Raw genomic sequence first — 19394 nt, 5'->3', positions numbered from 1 at the left:
GTAGTTGATTAAAATTGGCTGCGGTTGCCGAACGTCATCCGGTAAATCAATCTATGAACAGGGATACAGAACAGGATATTGTAACCCAGGGACGGCAGGACCTGATGCAGGAAAATAGAAGCCGGTTCAATCTTATAGCCCAGTATAAAAAGCAGCGCTTGCATAACTGCGCTGTTAAAAAGAGTCGCTATGACAACGGCTAACACAGGCAGTAAAATACTTTCTTTAAATACCTTGCGTTCGGCTAAACCGGCAGTATAGCCTGTGGCCATCTTGGCTAACGTGTTGAGACCAAAAACATTGCCGGAAGCAAAATCCTGCATCAAACCGGCGAAAAAAGCCACACCGACGGCGCGCTCCCGCCCGGCCAGCAAACCGGCAGCCATAATAATAATTAAAATGAGGTCAGGCTTAACCCCTTGGGTAAATATAAGCGGCACCAGGACCGCCTGCACGGCGACCGTGACAATCAATAATACAGCCCAGGCAAATGTTGACTTCATTGTGCCGTCCCTCTCGCCGGCCCCGGCAGACCGGGGGTTTGGCCGCCGGCTGCCGCCGGCGGGGTTGCGGGCGGCGGCACAGGTGCCGGTTCGCGCGAGCGTACAATGACTAATACCTCTTCTAGTCTATCAAAATCTACTGCCGGCTTCAAGACAGCATATTTTAACAATCCGCCTTCGTCATTAATAATGTCCACTACTTCTCCCACTAATATCCCTTTGGGATAAATGCCGCCAAAACCGGAGGTAATTACTTTATCACTCTTAATGATATCCGCATCCCGGGCAATATTGATCATATGCGGCGTTAATGGACTACCGCTGCTTCCCTCCACAATCCCGGCCACCCGCGACTCAGGCCGCTGCACCAGACACCCCACCGCACTGCGCGGGTCTAAAATCAGTTGCACTTTGGCAGCATTACTGTAAACACTGGTAATGCTGCCCACCAAGCCCTGAGCAGTTACCACCGGCATATCCTTGGCCAGGCCATCGGCAGTTCCACGGTTAATCATAATTATGCTTGTCCAGGTACCCGGGTCCCGGGCAATAACCTGGGCAGCAACAAAATCAAACTGCGGTGACCGGTTTTTATAATCAAGCATCGCCCGCAGCCGCATATTCTCGGCCTGAATTTCAGTAATATTAACGCTGTTTTGGCGCAGAGTTTCAATTTCGGCCTTAAGCGTCTGGTTATCCCTGTAAACGGTCATAAGCTGACCGGTAAATGATCCGGTTTGGCGGACACCATACCCCACTTTCATAAGGACATATTCCACCGGTGTCAGCAGCGTGATTACAACCTGTTCCATAAAAGCAAATTGATATTTCCCTTTGGCTATAGTACCGGCCAGCAAAAAGACGGTAAGTACCGCCACAACAAGGATGACCGTCTTTTTGTGAATGAATCGCACTTTCGGTACTCCTTTCTTACATATTCCCCATAAATAGCTAAGCTTATATTTCCTATCCCAGCTTCTTGGGAGTCATCAAGACGCGTTTTAACAGGTCGATACTCTCCAGGGCCCCGCCTGTGCCTGCTGCCACACAGGATAAGGCATCCTCAGAGATATGTACCGGCATACCGGTTTCTTTATTAAGAAGAATGTCAAGCCCTCTTAACAGCGAGCCGCCACCGGTCATCACAATACCACGATCCATAATGTCTGAAGCCAGTTCGGGCGGGGTTTTTTCCAGGGTTACTTTGACGGCCTCAATAATTCCGGCCACCGGTTCACTCAGGGCTAACTGTACTTCGCCGGCTTTGATAGTCAGTGTCTTAGGCAGCCCGGTAACCAGGTCACGCCCCCGCACGTCCATTTGCTCGTCAGCCCGGGGTGGGATAGCCGAACCAATCTTAATTTTCACCTCTTCGGCGGTGCGTTCGCCGATCATTAGATTATAAGTGCGTTTTATATATTGAACAATTGCTTCATCCATTTCATCGCCGCCAATGCGGATGGAACGGCTGGTAACAATGCCGCCGAGGGAGATGACCGCCACCTCTGTTGTCCCGCCGCCGATATCAACAACCATATTGCCTGTGGGCTCGTGGACCGGCAACCCGGCGCCAATAGCAGCCGCCATTGGTTCTTCAATCAAATAGGCCTCCCGGGCCCCGGCCTGGATCGTAGCATCAATAACTGCCCGTTTTTCAACCTCGGTAACACCGGAGGGAACACCGACAATTACCCTGGGCCGGATAAAAGACTTCGAATCCATCGATTTTCTGATAAAGTATTTAAGCATGGCCTGGGTTACGTCAAAATCGGCAATAACGCCGTCTTTGAGCGGCCTAATAGCCACAATATTGCCAGGAGTACGGCCAATCATCTGCTTGGCCTCTTCACCAACAGCAAGAACTTCACCCGTGTCGCGCTGGATTGCTACTACCGATGGCTCACGGAGAACAATCCCCCGCCCTTTAACGTGCACCAGTGTATTGGCAGTACCTAAATCTATCCCCATGTCGCGTGACAGCGAACTGAAAAAATTAAACATACAATTTTGCCCCTTTCATTACGACCTGTTTATATTATTCCCTTTTCTTTAAAACTAACATACTTGCCATCGCCGATTATTACGTGGTCAAGTACTGTAATATTAAGCAAGTTACCGGCTTCAACAAGCTGTTTAGTTAAAGCGATATCTTCCTGACTAGGGGCCGGATCACCACTGGGATGATTGTGGATTAAGATAATAGCAGCGGCACTATTGATAATGGCTTCCCGGAACAGTTCCCGCGGATGAACAATGGAAGCATTCAAACTGCCCACTGAAATGATAGCCCGGGCAATCACATGATTTTTGGTCGATAACAGCAAGGCCATGAAATGCTCTTTCGTCTGGTACCGCAGTTCTCCCATCATTAAACAGGCAGCATCCTTAGGGCTTTTAATCACCGGCCGTTCACCAGGCTCCTTAAAACTCAATCTACGTCCAAGTTCAATGCCGGCGACTACAGTAACAGCCTTAACCAGACCAATACCTGCCGTCTTGCTTAGTTCCTGCGGTGATATACTGCCAAGGCCGGTCAGGTCATATTTTACCAACAGCTGTTCAGCTAAACGATGCACAGGCAGATTTTTGGTACCGGTACGCAGCAGGATGGCTAACAGTTCGGCATTACTCAGAGTCGAAGCTCCTTTGCCAAGCATTTTTTCCCGCGGCCGTTCTGTTGCCGGCAGTTCTTTCATCATCAGCGGTTTGTCCATTGTCATAACAGTTCTACCCCGGCCTGCCGCAAAAGATCGGCCAGAGTGGCAAGCGGCAGTCCTACTACGTTATTGTAGCAGCCATTAATATTTTCCACCAGCAGCGTTCCCCGCCCCTGGATAGCATACGCCCCAGCCTTGTCCAGCGGCTCGCCGCTGCTGACATAGCGTTCGATTTGTGCCGGCAATAACGGTTTCATCCTGACGGTAGTAACGTTACAGCCGGTAAAAACCTGATCTCCCCTGACTACTGCCACGCCGGAAATGACATTATGCTCTCTGCCGGCTAAAGCCGTCAGCATCCGTACGGCTTCAGCAGCATCTGCAGGCTTGCCGAATACCTGATCGTCCAGTACGACAATCGTATCAGCCCCAATGATAATATCACCCGGGTTCGCGCGGCGGGCGGCATCCAAGGCTTTGGCACAGGCATGAGCAATCGCCAGTTCCTGTGGCGGCATGTCTTTTGTATTATCTTCTTTAACCCCGCTGGGGATGATATTGAAGTCCAGGCCAACTAACTCTAAAAGCTGCTGCCGCCTGGGTGACGATGATGCCAGAACTATCACCATGCCTGGTAAACCTCCCCTAAAAACGCCGGAATAAAATAATTGCCGCTATAATCCCTACTATACTCATAAGATTCGGATATAACGCAAAGCCGATAACAACTTTGATCACATACAGATTAACAGCCACAGGCGGTAGGTCAAATACAGGAAACGGCTTTATGAGATAGGGGGCAATGTCAGCAAGAAACGGTATGCTGGCGGCAAGCTCGCCTAAAATACCGCCAACCACTGCTCCCGTAATTAAAAACAATGCCATTATCCCGATACCGTGGCCGGCAGAACTACTCCTCTTAGTTCCGGTCTTCAACCCAAACCTCCCCCGGGATGCTGAAATTAGCTGATTCATCCCTTATTTTTAGTTTCAAAGCAGCAAATCCTTATTGATAAACAAAATCTTATTTATTTTGCAAATCATCGTTTGTAATATTAAACAAATAGCCTGCCGGGGCTTTGGCAAAAAGATAATTGACTGCCAGCCCGGTAAACAGGCCTGTAGGTACGGCAAACAGCAGTACATACGGCGCATACCATAAAAGCCCGGGACTAGACACAATCATTGCGGCAATCGTCACCTGAGCCAAATTATGAGCGACTGCCCCGGCCACGCTGACACCGGCCAGGGAAAAAAAACCGGCATACTTATTATGAGTATAAGCCATCATGATAATGCTGATAAGCGCCCCGCCCATACTCATAATAAAGGCAGGACCAAACAACACCCCGCCAAACAGGGAACCGATCAAAACACGGGTTATGGCAATATATACAGCCTCCTGCCAGCCAAAAATAACAAGTGCCAGCAGAGAGACAGTATTGGCCAAGCCTAGTTTAGCGCCTGGCACAGGCATCGGTACGGGTAACCAGCCTTCTATCACATGTAAAGCCGCTGCCATCGCGACTAACAGCGCCAGCAGTACCAGCCGTTTTGTTCTCCTCATGCTACCTCGCAATATCATCGACATCAGCAGGGCCGTCTGATACGACTTTGACGACAACCCGGTAGGGCAAACAGACAATTTGTTGTGGCGACATGCTTATCCAGCCTGAATTGACACAGATCTGGTCAGGGCAGTCTGACTCTCTGATGCGTACGCGGCCGTCCCTGTATTCGATAATATTATACCCATGATCGTCACCAAGGCGAAATTCACCGATATACCCCTGACGCAAAGGAAATTTCTTTACAGTTTGGCCGTTGACAGTGACAATTACCGTCTGCCCCTGCCTGTTTGCCGCTAGGTAATACATATTTAAGCCAACGCCGGCAAGGGCAATCCCCAACAACGCTATAACCAGCCATTTGTCACCTTTTGTCAACATTATTTTCCACCCTGTCTATATTCTATTATATTTTACATTAAAATACTGCCTAATGCAAACAATACCAGGTTTAAGCAAAAGGAAAAAAAGCGAGGAGGGTTTTCCCTCCTCGCTCACAAAGGCTGATTCTGTTAACTTAAATTATGCTACACTTTCCTCGTTGCCTGGAACCACACCAAGCACAGCCTGTTTGATGGCTTTTGTCGGACATTTTGCCAGACAGACCGGATCACTACACTTTTCCATACAAACTTTCGCATCAACAACAGCGACATTATTATCCATTTTTATCGCTCCATGCGGGCATTGCTTCAAACACAGGGTGCAGCCAATGCAGGCGGCGGTGCAAGCTTTCTTGGCCACAGCACCCTTGTCATGGGAGTTACAGTTAACACGCACATGAGCCCCAATCGGCATCATGCCGATTACTTTTTTCGGACATACTGTTTCACATTTCGCACAGCCGGTGCATTTTTCAGGATCAATAACCGGTAACCCTTCCGGACTCATTGCCATCGCGCCAAAGGGACAAGCCCTGACACAGGTGCCCAAACCTAAGCAGCCATATTTACAGCTCTTGGGACCGCCAAATAACAGGTTGGCTGCCACACAGTCCTTCACACCGGCGTATTCATTGGCCTTACCAGCCTTGGCATGCGTACCGGCGCACCTGACCTGGGCAATGCGGGGGTCAACGGGCGGTGCCGCCTTGCCTGTCAGCTCGCCGACCAGTTTGGCGACAACGTCCTTGCCAGGGGTACAGAGATTGGGCGGGACATCCGGGTTGGTCACCACGGCCTCGGCATAGCCCATGCAGCCGGGATAGCCGCACGCGCCGCACTGTCCTTTGGGGAGTATGTCCTCAACAATATGAATAAGCGGATTAACCTCAACGGCAAACTTCTTGTTGGCATAGGCCATAATAATACCGAACAACAGTCCCATGGAGACTAGTAAAACTATAGCCCCAATTACGGTATCAGCCCCGACATTCGCGTCAATCGACGACTCGACTGCCACTGCGGCATGTACAGCTTTATCAAATCCGGCCAGCATAAGAAACAGAATGCCGGCTGTTATTTTTTTCATTGCGCATTTCCTTACAGTTTTTTTCATAATTTATTCAGCCAAACCTCCTTTCTACGAAATCATGCCGGAGAAGCCGAGAAACGCCAACGCCAGCATACCAGCCAGAATAAAGGAAATCCCCAGACCGTCAAGCGTCTTAGGCACATTCGCATACTGTAATTTTTCCCTAAGGCTCGCCATAAGCACGATAGCCAGGGCAAATCCCGCACCGGAACCAAAAGAGTTTACGACACTCATAACAAAGCCATAACCCGCTGCGGCATTGATTACAGGCAAACCGAATACGATGCAGTTTGCGGCAATCAGCATCAAGTAAATACCCCACATATTATATAAAGCAGGCGAATGTTTCTTGATAATCATCTCCAAGAGCTGCACAGAACAGGCGATAAGGAGGACAAAAACCGGTGTTTGCAAAAACTTAAGCCCAAATGGAACAAGGGCAAATGTGTATACAAGCCAAGTCATTACCGAACTTACCACCATAATCGCAGTTACTGCAACACCCATGCCAAGCGAGGCGTCAAGGTTTTTGGAAACCCCGAAAAATATGCACAGGCCCAAGAAACGAGTTAGAACGAAGTTGTTAATAAGAACAGCTCCGATAAATAAAGTGAAATAATCACCCATTCGCACTCACTCCTTTTTGCAACGCCATTTTTTGCATTCTTGCCGCTTGCAGTTTCTTAGCCGCCGCTTTCTCTTGATATTGGCCAATGATGGCAAAAAGGCCGATCAAAAGTCCAATAAGCATGAAAGCTCCAGGCGGCAAAATCATAATGAGTGCCGGATTGTAAAAGCCTTCGGGAAATATAGGAATCTTAAACAAAGTCCCGGCGCCAAACAATTCACGGATAGCACCAATTAAAACCATGGCACCCAGAAAGCCGATGCCCATGCCTAAGCCGTCCACAGCCGAAGGGATAACGCTGTTTTTTGTGGCAAAAACTTCCGCACGCGCCATAATAATAGCAAAAACGACCACCAGCGGCAAATAAATGCCCAGCGCCTCATAAATCTCCGGCGAAACAGCCTGCAGTACCAACCCGCTTACCGTAACAATTGTGGAGATGGAAGTGATAAAAACAGGGAGGCGCACTTTGGGATTGATAAAGTTTTTCAAGAGAGAAATAACAATATTATTCGTGGTAATAACAAAAGTTACCACAATGCCCATGGCAAACGCGTTATTCACGGTCGCAGTTACCGCCAAAGCCGGGCACAAACTCAAGGCCAGCCGGAAAATGGGATTCATTTCGAAAAGCCCTTTGCTAAATTCAGGCCACAATCTCATATTTTCGTTACTCATATTATTTTATTCACCTCACTTGTTCTGGGTTTCTTTCATATATACTACAACTTCCTCAGCCGCTTCTCTAATACCTTTGGCAATTGCCCTTGTAGTGATAGTCGCGCCGGTCATCGCCTGAATATTTTTATCGGTTGGTTCTTTTACAACTACCAAATCTTCAGGTTTTTTCCCCGGAAACTGTTGATAAAATTTCTGCTCATAGAATTTGTCGCCAAGGCCGGGAGTTTCCGTTTGGGATACAACCTTGAAATTTAATAGTTTCCCTTCCGGGTTAACGGCGATAATCATCGAAACCACCCCGGAATAACCTTTGCTCGCAGCCGGGACAATATAAGCTATCACCTTGCCGTCAGCCTTCATTGCGGCTTTATACCAGCCGCTCTTGTCTTCAATCGGGGTTATATCCCAAGCATCCGGGCTTAAATTTAAAGCAAACTCCTTATTCGGCACATCTTCAATTACCGCCTGCATAGCTTTTTCTTTTCTAATCGTATCATTTGCAGCCGCGTAAGGCGCGGTAATAAAATATACTCCGGAAAGAATTATACTTGAGATCAGACAGGCCGTCGTCAAGTTAAGGGCAATTTTTATAAGACTGTCATTTTTACCAGAATCATGCGACATGCTCCTACCTCCTTACACCGTTTTTCCGAACCTGACGGGTTTAATAGCGCGGTCAATAAGCGGCGTTACCGAGTTCATCAGCAAAATAGCGTAACAAACACCCTCAGGATAGCCGCCTTGAAGCCTGATCAAAACAGTAAGAGCTCCCGCTCCGGCGGCAAATATAATCTGCCCCTTGACGGTAATGGGGATAGTAACCATGTCGGTAGCCATGAAAAACGCCCCCAAAATCAGTCCGCCGGAAAGTATGCTCAAAATCGGGTCGCCTGTGAAAAGGCCGGTAGAGCCGTTAACATTATACAAGCCGCCAAAAATCCAAGTCAAAACCGCTACGGTGGAAATCATAACAACCGGAATTTGCCAATTTACATAACTCCGATAAACGAGGTAACATCCTCCCAAAATCAGAAGAACCGCCGAAGTTTCGCCCATACTGCCGCCATGTGTGCCCAAAAACATGGCCTTGTACATAGTGGCTTGGTCGCCGAAAACCTCCACCAGCTTGGCATAACCTTCCATTTTTAAAATACCCAAAGGAGTGGCGCTAGTAAGCGCGTCAACCTTGCCGGGCATATCCATCTTCGGCCAGGTTGTCATCAAAACCGGCCAGGAAGCAACCAGCGACGCTCTGCCGATTAGCGCGGGGTTAAAAATATTAAACCCAAGCCCGCCCATGGTGTGTTTGGCAATGCCGATGGCAACGACAGAACCAAAAACCGGAATATACCACGGCACATCCGGCGGTATATTCATGCCCAACAAAAGGCCTGTCAAAAACGCGCTGCCGTCATTTATGGTAATAGGTTTTTCCTGCCATTTTTGAATAAGATATTCGGTCAAAACACATACCGCTATACACAGGGCCAAAGTAGTAAAAGCCCCAATTCCAAACTGATAAACGGAAAATAAAGCCGCGGGCGCCAGAGCCATATTAACGGTCCACATTATTTTGGAAATGGATTCGTCGCATCTGATATGCGGCGACGCCGAGACCGTCAACATACTGGTGTCAAGTTTTACTTCTGCGCTCATACTCTTTGCGTCACCTCCTATTTCTTCGCCGCAGCCTGGGCCGCGTTTTGGGCTTTACATAGTTTGATATACTGAACAATATTGCGCTTGGCGGGACATACATAGACGCATGAGCCGCACTCCACGCAGTCCAAAACGTTATATTCTTTCACGGCCATCTCAAACGCGCCGCGTTCGCCAAGAATGCTGAACATGTTGGGTACCAGCCCCATCGGGCAGGCCTCTATACAGCGGCCACAGCGAATACATGGCTGTTCATCCCCCATATTTACGTCAGCTGCACTCAGGGCTAAAATACCGGAAGTACCTTTGATAACAGGTACTTCGACAGTGCGTTGGGCCATCCCCATCATGGGTCCACCCATAATCACTTTGACAGGCTGCTCTTTAAAGCCGCCACACAATTCAATTGCCTGGGCAAAAGTTGCGCCTACCCGCAGCAAAATATTTTTAGGTTCGGCAATAGCGCCACCGGTAATGGTAACAACACGCTCGATCAAGGGGATACCTTTCTCGACAGCATCAGCCATAGCCACCACCGTGCCAACGTTTTGAACAACAGTTCCTACATCCATAGGCAGGCCGCCGGATGGTACTTCCCGGTCAAGAATAACCTTAATCAGGGTCTTTTCCGCACCTTGCGGATATTTTGTTTTAAGCGGTACAACTTCGATGGCAGAACCGGTACAGGCTTTACGCATAATTTCAATGGCATCAGGCTTGTTTTCTTCGATGCCGACATAGCCTTTGCTTACACCAAGAATCTTCATTGCAATCTTCATGCCGGTAATAATGCGCTCGGTTTGCTCCAACATTACCCTGTGGTCGGCAGTCAGGTACGGTTCGCATTCTGCGCCGTTTAGGATAAATGAGTCAATAGGCTTTTCCGGAGGCGGAGACATTTTTACATGTGTCGGAAAAGTTGCCCCCCCCATACCAACAAGACCGGCAAGGCGGACAATCTCTTTCAGTTCTTTAACATCAAGCGACTGCCAGTCGCGGCTAAGCGGCAGACCGGGTGCCCATTCATCCTTGCCGTCACTTTCAATGACAACTGCCTGACAGGCGCCAAAAACCGGATGAGGATATTCGGCAACTTCCACCACCTTACCTGATGTTGAAGCATGAATCGGACTGGCAACAAAGGCTTGTGCCTCAGCTATTACCTGTCCTTTCTTGACCAAATCGCCCACCTTGACTATCGGTGCGCAAGGCGCTCCCAGATGCTGCCTGGTAGGAATGATGACTTTCTGCGGCAACGGCGCCACTTCTATCGATTTAGCCGCCGTATATCGCTTGCGGTCGTTGGGATGAACCCCGCCGCGAAAGCTTTTTGCCATAAATTCAACTCCTTTTTTATTTAGAAATTTTTCAACCGCAATTTAATATTTTGGCCAGCCAAACCAAACTACTTACAAAATCCGGGTGATTACCGGCTGCATGTCTGCCCTGGTTCTGGCCTTGCGATCATAATAACGAACATACAAAAGAGACAGGACGCAAGCAATAGTCCCGCCGCCCATTTGCAACCAGAAAGGGTCGTTAATCCCCATCAGCTCGGTTCCAAAATACCAGCCCACGATAGCGCCGGCAATGGTGCCCAAAAGAGGAACGGCATAAACAACAACAGCCGATTTCAGCATGCTTATCTGCTGGATTTCAAAAACCACCCTCTGCCCGCGTTTCGCGCCCACTGGGTTGCGCGCGGTAAGAACTATCGCATTGTTGCCAGGACAAGAGCCACAGCTTTCGCAATCGTTATGGCGGCTTGCCTTTATGCGGGCCACGCCGCCGTCAGTCTCGAGAACTATCCCTTCATGCTCCTTATCCATATCAGGCTTTCACCTCCACGTTTTTTTAGCCTGTGCAATCAGGATTATATGTTTCTACTACTATATTCAATTTTCCTGCTCAGGGAAGCATTTGTGCTCACTTATAATTATTAAGCAAATTCAATATTAGTAAATTAAAAAAATTCTAACTGTACTTACAATACCAGATTTTTTAAAAAATTACTATAGTTTTTTTGTGAAATTTTGTACAAATCCAATTAAATTTACATGTTTTAAAAAAAAAATTCCTTCCGAGTAACATTTTGTAATGTTTGGAAAGAATACTCAAGGTTATTATATAAGACAAAAAAGATTTTTTTCAATGCAAATATTGCCTGTTTATAGATAATGGCTATAAACCTTAATCTTGCTCCGTGCTTAGCACATCTCTGATAATTTGTTCTTCCGCCGTCACTTTGCCCGGCAGTTTTGCCTGTAATGCCGCCAATAGTTGACTGCTAGGCTTAAAGTAAAAACGCCGGTTTTGCGATTTTCCCTTATTTCCCTGCACCGTATAGGCTAATGTCCATACATCCCGCCCATCCAGGGCTGAATTAAAGCGATACGTGCGACGGAATTTGATAACGCCTATGAGCTGGGGTTTATAACGGTAAACCCCAAAAATACTGCCATAAGGCACCTCATGCATCACCGTTCCCAATAAGCCGCGTTTAATGAGCCGAAAAACCTTTTTATCCATTTCATAAGTATATTTAGCCGACATTCGCTCCACAAGCACGAATAACACCAAGCCCGCGGCCATTAATTCCAAAGGCTGAAATATATTAAGGGCAAACCATTTATACAGTGTAAAAACAACCAGAGCGGCAAAAGCCGCTACGGCAATGGCCATAACAATTACATTCTTTTTGCGGGCCTCTGATTCCACGACTATTTTTTCCAATTAACTGCATCCTCCATAATCCTGTAATTCATATTCCAGCGGGGAATGGTTTATAATACTCACTCCCTGCTCTGTTTTATTCTCTCCAGCAGGTCTAAATTCCTGTATACTGAATCCAAAATTAAAAAATAATAGGCCGGGTGTCAGCCCGGCCTATTGTCGTTATTGGTTACAGCCCCAGTATGCCAAAGAAGATATAGCAGACGATACCGCCCACAACCGACATGGACAGGCCCCACATCAGAAGATTACGGAACAGTTTAGCCTTATCCTCATGTTCACCGGCGCAGGCAATGCACAGCGCGCCCAGCGTGGAGAGCGGTGAAGTATCCACAAGATGGGCCCCGATATTAATCGAGGAAATCAGGGCAATCGGATTGCCGCCGCCAACCTCCTCGATCAGGCCCGGAACCATTGGCAGGAACATCGGCATGACCACACCGGAGGAGCTGGAATAGGCCGAAAGCAAACCGGTTACAAAGCCAAGTACACCATTAATAGTAGTGGGATTGGAAATCGCGCCGATCATCTTGACCATGGCATTAAGGCCGCCCGCTTTATCCATAACCTCGATCAGCACAGTGACACCGCAAACCATCATGATTACCCCCCAGGGGATAACCTTAATCGCCGCTTTACTGTCACCGGAACCGGTCAGCATCAGAATACCCGCCAGGATAAAGGCAATCGTGCCGACATTTGATAAGAGATTCATAACCGACGGGGCGAATAGGCCTTTTGTGGCCGACAGGCCGGGGAGGACAACCAACAGAATCAGAACAGCCACGGCCGCCAGTGTCAGCCATTGGTGCTTATTGAACGGTTCAGGCTGCGGCGCCAGTTCGTTAATATCCAGAGCTGACCCCCGCTGCTTCTGTATCCAGGCCCAGCCGCCCAGAACAAAGAAACCGCCGATATTTACCACACCCTGGGCAACTTCGGAATTGAAGTGGATTTTCCAGGCCAAACCACTTAACTGGTCGGCAGGAATGCCCAGGCCGGGAGCCATTTTGGCTATTATGCCGTTAGAAATAATACCAGTGGGGGCAAACGGTGAGAACGCGGCGCCATTAGCGGCGCCAACAACCAAAAGTGTCATTAAAAAGGCAGGCATGCCGATGCGGGTGGCAATCGCCATGGCCACAGGCGCCATAAGGGCAGTGCCGGCAATATTACCAGGTCCGATAGTAGTAACAAAGGTCGTCAGCAGAAATATAATCAAAGGTACAATGGCCGTATTTCCTTTGCACAAGCGCACAGAATAGGCCGTTAGCTTTTCCATCGTGCCGTTAGTCTGAGCCATACCGAATAAAAAAGTAACCCCGACCAAAATCATAAACAGGCTTGTTGGAAAATAACCAAGCACTTTGGCGCCGGTGGTTTCACCCCAGATCCCACCAACAATGATAGCGAAACCAATACTCAAAAACCCTACGTTAAGGTCCTCGTTTACACAACTGATAATTACCACAATCACCAGAGCGATTATGGACATAATTGCGGCTAATGAGATATCCATTTTTCAATCCTCCCCACATTGTGAATTTTATGAATGGGTTTATTTACGAACTGCAATTACTACTTACTATTCCACATTTATGCTGCATCAATTCCCCCCTTCAAATATTTTCTTATTTCACATAATTAGGTAAATACAAACTTATCTGAAAATTTTCGGTAAAAAAAAGCATAATGGCTTCGTTTGCATTTTCGACAATAAATGATATATTCCTTTTTATTTAGACATAAATTGCTATTTTTTTCAGTAAAACTAATTAAAATAAAAAGACGGGAGAGGGGAGCCCCCTCCCCCGTCTTGTTTATTCTAATTTATAGTCCCAGGATGCCAAAGGCTACATAACATACCAAAGCACCAACGACCGCCATGGACAAGCCCCATAACATCAAATTTCTGAACAATTTAGCTTTGTCTTCATGCTCAGCGGCACACGCAATGCAAAGTGCACCGAGAGTTGACAGCGGTGAGGTATCGACAAGATGCGAACCAATGTTAATTGACGAGATAATGGCAATCGGATTGCCGCCGCCAATTTGTTCAATAATACCAGGCACCATGGGTAAAAACATCGGCATTACCACACCCGAAGAACTGGAGTAGGCTGAGATAAGGCCGGTAATGAAACCTAATACACCATTAACGGTTGTCGGGTTAGAGACAACAGCAATCATTTTGACAAGAGCACTTAAACCACCGGCCTGATCCATGATATCAATCAGAACCGACATACCGCACACCATGAGGATTACACCCCAGGGCATCGCTTTGACTGCTTTGGCGTCATCGGCAATGCCAAACAGCATAAAGATTGCGCCAATGCCGAACGCGACGGCGCCAACATCCCATTTAAGAACAATTACGGACAGTACTAAGGCGGCAATGCCGACCAAAGTTGCTATTTGCTGAGTTGTAAAGGGTTCAGGCTTGGGGGCAATTTCATCAATATTAAGGGCCGAAGCTCCCCGCTGCTTGCGCATCCAGGCCAGGCCGCCAAGCAGGAAGAAACCGCCGAAGTTTACTATGCCCTGAACGATTTCCGAGTTAAAATGCACCTTCCAGGCGAGGCTGTTAAGCTGGTCGGCAGGTATTCCCAAACCGGGAGCCATTTTGGCAATAATACCATTAGAGATAATACCGGTTGGGGCAAAGGGTGAGAATGCTGCCCCGTTGGCAGCGCCGACTACCAGCAAGGTCATGGCAAACGCCGGTAAGCCGATACGGCCGGCAATCGCCATGGCTACCGGGGCCATAAGCGCAGTAGCGGCAATATTGCCAGGACCAATTGTCGTAACAAGTGTGATCAGCAAAAACAGGATAACCGGAATTAAGGCCGTATTGCCTTTGGCTAAGCGCACAGCATAGGCGCTGAACTTCTCCATCGTCCCATTCACCTGAGCGCAGGCAAACATAAAGGTAACACCAATCAAGATCATGAACAGCCCGACCGGCCAGCCTTTAAAGATAGCCGCGACTTTCATGCCGGAGAACACGATACCCACAAGTAATGCCGAAGCAATACCCAGAATACCAACATTCATTTCCTTAAAGCAGGAAATGAGAACTACAATGGCCAGCGCAATAATTGACGCCAGCGCAGCGGTACTGATCTCCATAAACATCTCTCTCCCTACTGCATATGATAGTCCAGCTAAACTATGTCTATTTCGGGCAAAAATCAGTGAGCGAATCTAGTACAGGAATCATCGTTTTGCTGGTATCCAAAATATTATGCTTTTATTCTTCCTCTTCATCCTCATCTTCCACCGGTGCCGGGAAAGCAGCATGCAGAGCCTTGGTTGCAAAAATGAAAACACCAATAACAGCAAACATTGTCGGCAGGGCAATTGCCATCAGAGTTAAAGCTTTTGAAGTTGCGGTTTCCATGTATTTACCTCCCTATTTCGCCAGTGCCGGAATCAGAGCAAGTACCAGTCCGCCGGCCACAACAGATGCAACCTGCCCGGCTACGTTTACCCCGATAGCATGCTGGATAATAAAATTAGTGGGATCTTCTTTCAGTGCCATTTTGGCAATAACCCGGCCGGACATGGGGAAAGCCGATATGCCGCAGGCGCCAATCATCGGATTGATCTTAGTCGGGTTGAAAGTGTTTAAAAGCTTGGCAAAGAGTACGCCGCCGGCCGTATCAAAGACGAAGGCTACGGCTCCCAGGGCCATAATCAAAAGAACATCAAAAGTTAAGAAACGTTCCGCTGACATGGTGCCGCCAATGGTTATTCCCAATACCAGGGTAACAAGGTTGGCAAGTTCATTCTGGGCGCAGTTGGAGAGATTCTCAACAACACCGCTTTCTTTCAGCAGGTTACCGAACATCAGGCTGCCGATCAGAGCGACAGAGATGGGGGCAACGATGCCGGCAATAACAACAATCATAATCGGGAAGAAGAATTTTGTGGTTTGAGAAACAGGTTCTTCGCCTTCAAAACCCATCTTGATTTTACGTTCGTTGACGGTGGTCAGTGCCCGGATAACAGGCGGCTGGATAACCGGAACCAATGACATGTAGCAATAAGCGGCAACAGACAGTGGTCCTAGCAGTTCTTTGGCAAAACGGCTGGCCACATAAATGGTTGTCGGGCCGTCGGCGGCGCCAATGATGCCGATAGAGGCAGCGTGTTCAAAGGAGAAGCCTACCAAAGTCGCACCTACCGCGGTGGCAAAAATACCAAACTGAGCGGCAGCGGCAAACAACATGACCGACGGACGGCGGATCAGCGGTGTAAAATCGCACATTGCGCCAATGGCGATAAAAATAAGTACAGGGAAAAGCTCATTGGCAATGCCCGCATTATAAAGAACGATCAGGAACCCTTCCTCACCGGGATGGGTTGAGACTGCCGAAGAATGGGGAATATTGGCCAGAATTGCACCAAAACCAATCGGTAACAGCAGTGCCGGTTCATAGTCATGCTTGACTGCGAGATAGATGAGCAGGGCCCCTACGCCCCACATAACCGCATGTTTCCAGGAAAGGCCGAGGAAACCCATGAGCAGCTCATCGAGCCACGGATACTGGTGAATCAATGCTTCCATGTGTAATTTGTACCTCCTAAGTTATGTTTGTGAAAAATTACATTAGCAACGATAAACATATTCCTGGTCTAACATACACCAAGAGGAGGTAATGGTGCGGCGCAAGCTGAGCCGCACACAATTACCCGGCTGAATTAACCGATAACAGCCATAACCTCGCCTGGCTTTACATTTTGGCCGGGGTTTACATTAATGGACTTAACCGTGCCGTCAGCAGGCGAACCAATCTCATTTTGCATTTTCATGGCTTCAAGAATCAGGATGACATCACCCTTTTTGACTTTTTGGCCAGGTTTAGCAACAACTTTAGCTATTTTTCCAGGCATGGGGGCAGCTACGGGGCTGTCGCCGGCAGAAACCTGGGCGGGCGCGGCCGCCGGTGCTTTAGGGGCAGCCGGAGCCGGAGCTGCTGCTGCCGGTGCTGCGGCTACAGGCGCTGCGGCCGGACGCGGCTGAGCGGAAACGGCGCCACCCACCTCTTCTACTTCCACTTCATAAGTATTACCATTAACTGTTACATTGAATTTTTTCATTCTAACAGACCTCCATTCATTGATGGTGTTCTATATGTCTTAAGCAAACTGACGGCTGTCCATAATTTTTTGCCGGCCGACGTTTGCCCACTGGTTGCCGGTGCGGGTAATCTTAATGGCTAGGTTGCCGGTACCCATCATGGCATAGATGCTGGCGGTAATAGCGGCAACAATCTCCGGGCTAACCCCCTGGGCCTCTACGGCCATGGCGGTCTCATCCGCTGATTCCGTTGCTGCAGCTACGGATTCTTTCTTTTTCTTTTTTGCCTTAGGCGGCTCAGGTTTGCCAAATAACGAATCAAAAAAGCCCACTTCACTATCCCCTTTCTATCCAGTACGGAAGTTTAAGCGAGAGAATTAGAGAGGAATATTACCGTGTTTTTTGGCTGGACGCTGTTCGCGCTTGGAAGAGAGCATATTGAGCGCGGTAATAATCCGGGGACGGGTTTCCTTCGGCTCAATGACCTGATCAACGAAACCGCGTTCTGCCGCTTTATACGGGGTGGCGAAATCTTCGACATATTTTGCTGTTTTCGCTTCAGCCTCAGCATCACCGCGGAAGATGATATTCGCGGCACCGGCCGGGCCCATAACAGCAATCTCGGCCGACGGCCATGCCAGAACCTGATCAGCGCCCAAATCTTGCGAGCACATAGCCAGATATGAGCCGCCGTAAGCTTTACGGGTAATAACTGTAATTTTAGGCACAGTTGCTTCAGAATAAGCATATAGCATTTTAGCCCCATGGCGAATAATGCCGCCATATTCTTGATCAGTACCAGGCAGGAAGCCAGGAACATCAACAAGATTAACAAGTGGCAGGTTGAAAGCATCACAGAAACGAATAAAACGTGAAGACTTGTCTGAAGCGTTGATATCAAGGCAGCCAGCCATAACGTTAGGCTGATTGGCAATAATACCTACCGGTTGACCGTCAAACCGGGCAAAGCAGGTAATAATGTTTTGCGCGTAATGAGCAAGGACTTCATAGAATTCGCCATTATCGACAACAGATTTAATAACATCTTTCATGTTGTATGGCTGATTTGGGTTATCAGGTAAAAGTGTATTCAGCCCTTCGTCCATCCGGTTAGCATCATCACCAGTGTCAACAATAGGAGCATCGTCCATGTTGTTGCTTGGCAAAAAGCTCAGGAGATAGCGAACCTGCTGCATGCAGTCATCGTCATTTTCAGTTGCGAAGTGAGCCACACCCGAAGTTGAGTTATGAGTCATAGCGCCGCCTAATGCCTCTGCAGTCACTTCTTCAGCGGTTACTGATTTAATAACCTGAGGTCCGGTAATAAACATCTGACTAGTGTTCTTCACCATATATATGAAGTCAGTCAGTGCTGGAGAGTATACTGCTCCACCAGCGCAGGGTCCCATAATTACCGAAATCTGGGGAATTACACCCGAAGCCAGGGTATTCTCATAAAAAATCTTGCCATAACCGGCCAGGGCATCGACGGCTTCCTGAATCCGGGCACCGCCCGAATCATTAATGCCAATCAAGGGAGCGCCCATTTTCAGCGCCAGTTTCTGTACTTTCACAATTTTCGCAGCATGCATTTCCCCCAGCGAACCGCCGATTACGGTGAAATCCTGGGCAAACACATAGACTAAACGGCCGTCAACTGTGCCATAGCCTGTTACCACACCTTCACCCGGAGCTTCGACTGCCTCCATGCCGAAGTTGGTGCAGCGATGACTGACAAATTGATCAAGTTCAACAAAGGTTCCAGGATCCAGCAGTTTTTCCACACGTTCACGGGCAGTGAGCTTACCGCTGGCATGCTGCTTGTCGATACGCTTCTGGCCCCCGCCTAGCTTTACTTTCTCCTGGCGTTTTTTTAGATCTTCAATTTTTTCCTGGATTGTAGCCATTAGAAAAACACCTCCATTACGTAAGAACTACTTTCTTTCCGAAAGTTCGAGCAGGATGCCGCCGGTTGCCTTCGGATGAACAAAAGCAATGCTTGCACCGCCGGCACCATACCGCGGCGCCTGATCAATCAGACGGACACCTTGTTCTTTGAGATCAGCAAGAGCAGCCTCAATGTTGTCGACACGCAGGGCAACATGCTGAATGCCTTCACCGTTTTTTTCGATGAATTTAGCGACAGGGCCATCGGGAGATGTTGACTCTAATAGCTCAACCTCGCTGTCGCCACAGGGAATAAAGCAAACTTTTACTTTTTGTTCTTCAACAACTTCTTCTCCCATGGCGGTCATACCAAGCACATCAGTGTAAAACTTCTTAGCCTGTTCCATATCTTTTACTGCAATTCCGATGTGGTCGACTCTAAGAACTTTAAATTTGCGGGCATTAACGCCGCCGGCACAAGCTTGTGACATATCCATTACCTCCTATTATAAATTCGAT

At 48.2% G+C, this 19394-nt stretch carries 24 protein-coding genes; all 24 read right to left on the bottom strand.

Annotation, left to right across the window (positions count from 1 at the left end; genetic code table 11):
* Nucleotides 1-8: 8 nt before the first annotated feature.
* On the bottom strand, nt 9-503 hold the full coding sequence (gene mreD / locus ACZ481_RS09635; protein ID WP_464769929.1) for a rod shape-determining protein MreD: 495 nt from the start codon (nt 501-503) through the stop codon (nt 9-11).
* Entirely contained in the window at nt 500-1417 is a 918-nt protein-coding gene (gene mreC, locus ACZ481_RS09630) for a rod shape-determining protein MreC (RefSeq protein WP_464769928.1), read from the bottom strand. Before mreC ends, mreD begins: the two co-directional genes overlap by 4 nt.
* A gap of 52 nt (nt 1418-1469) precedes the next feature.
* Nucleotides 1470-2504, bottom strand: a complete 1035-nt coding sequence (locus ACZ481_RS09625; RefSeq protein WP_464769927.1) for a rod shape-determining protein — start codon at nt 2502-2504, stop codon at nt 1470-1472.
* 29 nt (nt 2505-2533) lie between these two features.
* Nucleotides 2534-3223, bottom strand: coding sequence for a RadC family protein (radC, locus tag ACZ481_RS09620; protein ID WP_464769926.1), 690 nt, complete (start codon nt 3221-3223; stop codon nt 2534-2536).
* Nucleotides 3220-3789, bottom strand: coding sequence for a Maf family protein (locus ACZ481_RS09615; RefSeq protein WP_464769925.1), 570 nt, complete (start codon nt 3787-3789; stop codon nt 3220-3222). The genes radC and ACZ481_RS09615 overlap by 4 nt, the downstream gene beginning before the upstream one ends.
* Nucleotides 3790-3805: 16 nt before the next feature.
* Nucleotides 3806-4096, bottom strand: a complete 291-nt coding sequence (locus ACZ481_RS09610) for a DUF4321 domain-containing protein (protein ID WP_464769924.1) — start codon at nt 4094-4096, stop codon at nt 3806-3808.
* Nucleotides 4097-4184: 88 nt separating this feature from the next.
* Nucleotides 4185-4727, bottom strand: a complete 543-nt coding sequence (locus ACZ481_RS09605) for a Gx transporter family protein (protein ID WP_464769923.1) — start codon at nt 4725-4727, stop codon at nt 4185-4187.
* Between the two features lies 1 nt (nt 4728).
* Entirely contained in the window at nt 4729-5109 is a 381-nt protein-coding gene (locus ACZ481_RS09600) for a NusG domain II-containing protein (RefSeq protein ID WP_464769922.1), read from the bottom strand.
* Between the two features lie 141 nt (nt 5110-5250).
* Nucleotides 5251-6198 (bottom strand): RnfABCDGE type electron transport complex subunit B, encoded by a 948-nt coding sequence (gene rnfB / locus ACZ481_RS09595; protein WP_464769921.1) that lies wholly within the window; start codon nt 6196-6198, stop codon nt 5251-5253.
* A gap of 51 nt (nt 6199-6249) precedes the next feature.
* Complete coding sequence (locus ACZ481_RS09590) at nt 6250-6828, bottom strand: electron transport complex protein RnfA (RefSeq protein ID WP_464769920.1); 579 nt, start codon at nt 6826-6828, stop codon at nt 6250-6252.
* Nucleotides 6821-7507, bottom strand: coding sequence for an electron transport complex subunit RsxE (gene rsxE / locus ACZ481_RS09585; protein WP_464769919.1), 687 nt, complete (start codon nt 7505-7507; stop codon nt 6821-6823). The genes ACZ481_RS09590 and rsxE overlap by 8 nt, the downstream gene beginning before the upstream one ends.
* A 15-nt stretch (nt 7508-7522) precedes the next feature.
* Nucleotides 7523-8134, bottom strand: a complete 612-nt coding sequence (locus ACZ481_RS09580) for an RnfABCDGE type electron transport complex subunit G (protein ID WP_464769918.1) — start codon at nt 8132-8134, stop codon at nt 7523-7525.
* A 12-nt stretch (nt 8135-8146) separates the two neighbouring features.
* Nucleotides 8147-9166: an RnfABCDGE type electron transport complex subunit D gene (locus ACZ481_RS09575; protein ID WP_464769917.1), complete on the bottom strand. Its 1020-nt coding sequence runs from the start codon at nt 9164-9166 to the stop codon at nt 8147-8149.
* A 17-nt stretch (nt 9167-9183) separates the two neighbouring features.
* The gene (gene rsxC / locus ACZ481_RS09570) at nt 9184-10506 is read right to left on the bottom strand and encodes an electron transport complex subunit RsxC (protein ID WP_464769916.1); all 1323 of its coding nucleotides are present in this window, start codon (nt 10504-10506) and stop codon (nt 9184-9186) included.
* A gap of 72 nt (nt 10507-10578) precedes the next feature.
* Nucleotides 10579-10998, bottom strand: coding sequence for a SoxR reducing system RseC family protein (locus tag ACZ481_RS09565; RefSeq protein ID WP_464769915.1), 420 nt, complete (start codon nt 10996-10998; stop codon nt 10579-10581).
* A 361-nt stretch (nt 10999-11359) separates the two neighbouring features.
* Nucleotides 11360-11902 (bottom strand): hypothetical protein, encoded by a 543-nt coding sequence (locus ACZ481_RS09560; RefSeq protein ID WP_464769914.1) that lies wholly within the window; start codon nt 11900-11902, stop codon nt 11360-11362.
* Nucleotides 11903-12071: 169 nt separating this feature from the next.
* Nucleotides 12072-13421, bottom strand: coding sequence for an SLC13 family permease (locus ACZ481_RS09555; protein WP_464769913.1), 1350 nt, complete (start codon nt 13419-13421; stop codon nt 12072-12074).
* 311 nt (nt 13422-13732) lie between these two features.
* On the bottom strand, nt 13733-15034 hold the full coding sequence (locus ACZ481_RS09550; RefSeq protein WP_464769912.1) for an SLC13 family permease: 1302 nt from the start codon (nt 15032-15034) through the stop codon (nt 13733-13735).
* Between the two features lie 121 nt (nt 15035-15155).
* Nucleotides 15156-15305: a hypothetical protein gene (locus tag ACZ481_RS09545; RefSeq protein ID WP_464769911.1), complete on the bottom strand. Its 150-nt coding sequence runs from the start codon at nt 15303-15305 to the stop codon at nt 15156-15158.
* Nucleotides 15306-15317: 12 nt separating this feature from the next.
* Complete coding sequence (locus ACZ481_RS09540) at nt 15318-16475, bottom strand: sodium ion-translocating decarboxylase subunit beta (RefSeq protein WP_464769910.1); 1158 nt, start codon at nt 16473-16475, stop codon at nt 15318-15320.
* Nucleotides 16476-16609: 134 nt separating this feature from the next.
* Nucleotides 16610-17008: a biotin/lipoyl-containing protein gene (locus ACZ481_RS09535; protein ID WP_464769909.1), complete on the bottom strand. Its 399-nt coding sequence runs from the start codon at nt 17006-17008 to the stop codon at nt 16610-16612.
* Between the two features lie 39 nt (nt 17009-17047).
* Nucleotides 17048-17320: a hypothetical protein gene (locus ACZ481_RS09530; protein ID WP_464769908.1), complete on the bottom strand. Its 273-nt coding sequence runs from the start codon at nt 17318-17320 to the stop codon at nt 17048-17050.
* Between the two features lie 45 nt (nt 17321-17365).
* Nucleotides 17366-18895, bottom strand: coding sequence for a methylmalonyl-CoA decarboxylase subunit alpha (mmdA, locus tag ACZ481_RS09525; RefSeq protein ID WP_464769907.1), 1530 nt, complete (start codon nt 18893-18895; stop codon nt 17366-17368).
* A 27-nt stretch (nt 18896-18922) separates the two neighbouring features.
* Nucleotides 18923-19366, bottom strand: a complete 444-nt coding sequence (gene mce, locus ACZ481_RS09520) for a methylmalonyl-CoA epimerase (RefSeq protein WP_464769906.1) — start codon at nt 19364-19366, stop codon at nt 18923-18925.
* Nucleotides 19367-19394: the final 28 nt, after the last annotated feature.

The organism is Sporomusa intestinalis, assembly GCF_055383785.1.
The sequence above is the reverse complement of the archived record's forward strand: the minus strand, read 5'-3'. Positions and strand labels throughout refer to the sequence as shown.

What these genes read in the sequence shown, in the direction of transcription:
- ACZ481_RS09625 (WP_464769927.1), bottom strand. Translation starts at nt 2,504, where the DNA reads ATGTTTAATTTTTTCAGTTCGCTGTCACGCGACATGGGGATAGATTTA.
- ACZ481_RS09600 (WP_464769922.1), bottom strand. Translation starts at nt 5,109, where the DNA reads ATGTTGACAAAAGGTGACAAATGGCTGGTTATAGCGTTGTTGGGGATT.
- mmdA (WP_464769907.1), bottom strand. Translation starts at nt 18,895, where the DNA reads ATGGCTACAATCCAGGAAAAAATTGAAGATCTAAAAAAACGCCAGGAG.
- ACZ481_RS09540 (WP_464769910.1), bottom strand. Translation starts at nt 16,475, where the DNA reads ATGGAAGCATTGATTCACCAGTATCCGTGGCTCGATGAGCTGCTCATG.
- ACZ481_RS09575 (WP_464769917.1), bottom strand. Translation starts at nt 9,166, where the DNA reads ATGAGCGCAGAAGTAAAACTTGACACCAGTATGTTGACGGTCTCGGCG.
- mreD (WP_464769929.1), bottom strand. Translation starts at nt 503, where the DNA reads ATGAAGTCAACATTTGCCTGGGCTGTATTATTGATTGTCACGGTCGCC.
- ACZ481_RS09580 (WP_464769918.1), bottom strand. Translation starts at nt 8,134, where the DNA reads ATGTCGCATGATTCTGGTAAAAATGACAGTCTTATAAAAATTGCCCTT.
- rsxC (WP_464769916.1), bottom strand. Translation starts at nt 10,506, where the DNA reads ATGGCAAAAAGCTTTCGCGGCGGGGTTCATCCCAACGACCGCAAGCGA.
- rnfB (WP_464769921.1), bottom strand. Translation starts at nt 6,198, where the DNA reads ATGAAAAAAATAACAGCCGGCATTCTGTTTCTTATGCTGGCCGGATTT.
- ACZ481_RS09535 (WP_464769909.1), bottom strand. Translation starts at nt 17,008, where the DNA reads ATGAAAAAATTCAATGTAACAGTTAATGGTAATACTTATGAAGTGGAA.
- rsxE (WP_464769919.1), bottom strand. Translation starts at nt 7,507, where the DNA reads ATGAGTAACGAAAATATGAGATTGTGGCCTGAATTTAGCAAAGGGCTT.
- mce (WP_464769906.1), bottom strand. Translation starts at nt 19,366, where the DNA reads ATGTCACAAGCTTGTGCCGGCGGCGTTAATGCCCGCAAATTTAAAGTT.
- ACZ481_RS09605 (WP_464769923.1), bottom strand. Translation starts at nt 4,727, where the DNA reads ATGAGGAGAACAAAACGGCTGGTACTGCTGGCGCTGTTAGTCGCGATG.
- ACZ481_RS09590 (WP_464769920.1), bottom strand. Translation starts at nt 6,828, where the DNA reads ATGGGTGATTATTTCACTTTATTTATCGGAGCTGTTCTTATTAACAAC.
- ACZ481_RS09565 (WP_464769915.1), bottom strand. Translation starts at nt 10,998, where the DNA reads ATGGATAAGGAGCATGAAGGGATAGTTCTCGAGACTGACGGCGGCGTG.
- radC (WP_464769926.1), bottom strand. Translation starts at nt 3,223, where the DNA reads ATGACAATGGACAAACCGCTGATGATGAAAGAACTGCCGGCAACAGAA.
- ACZ481_RS09550 (WP_464769912.1), bottom strand. Translation starts at nt 15,034, where the DNA reads ATGGAGATCAGTACCGCTGCGCTGGCGTCAATTATTGCGCTGGCCATT.
- ACZ481_RS09615 (WP_464769925.1), bottom strand. Translation starts at nt 3,789, where the DNA reads ATGGTGATAGTTCTGGCATCATCGTCACCCAGGCGGCAGCAGCTTTTA.
- ACZ481_RS09555 (WP_464769913.1), bottom strand. Translation starts at nt 13,421, where the DNA reads ATGGATATCTCATTAGCCGCAATTATGTCCATAATCGCTCTGGTGATT.
- ACZ481_RS09545 (WP_464769911.1), bottom strand. Translation starts at nt 15,305, where the DNA reads ATGGAAACCGCAACTTCAAAAGCTTTAACTCTGATGGCAATTGCCCTG.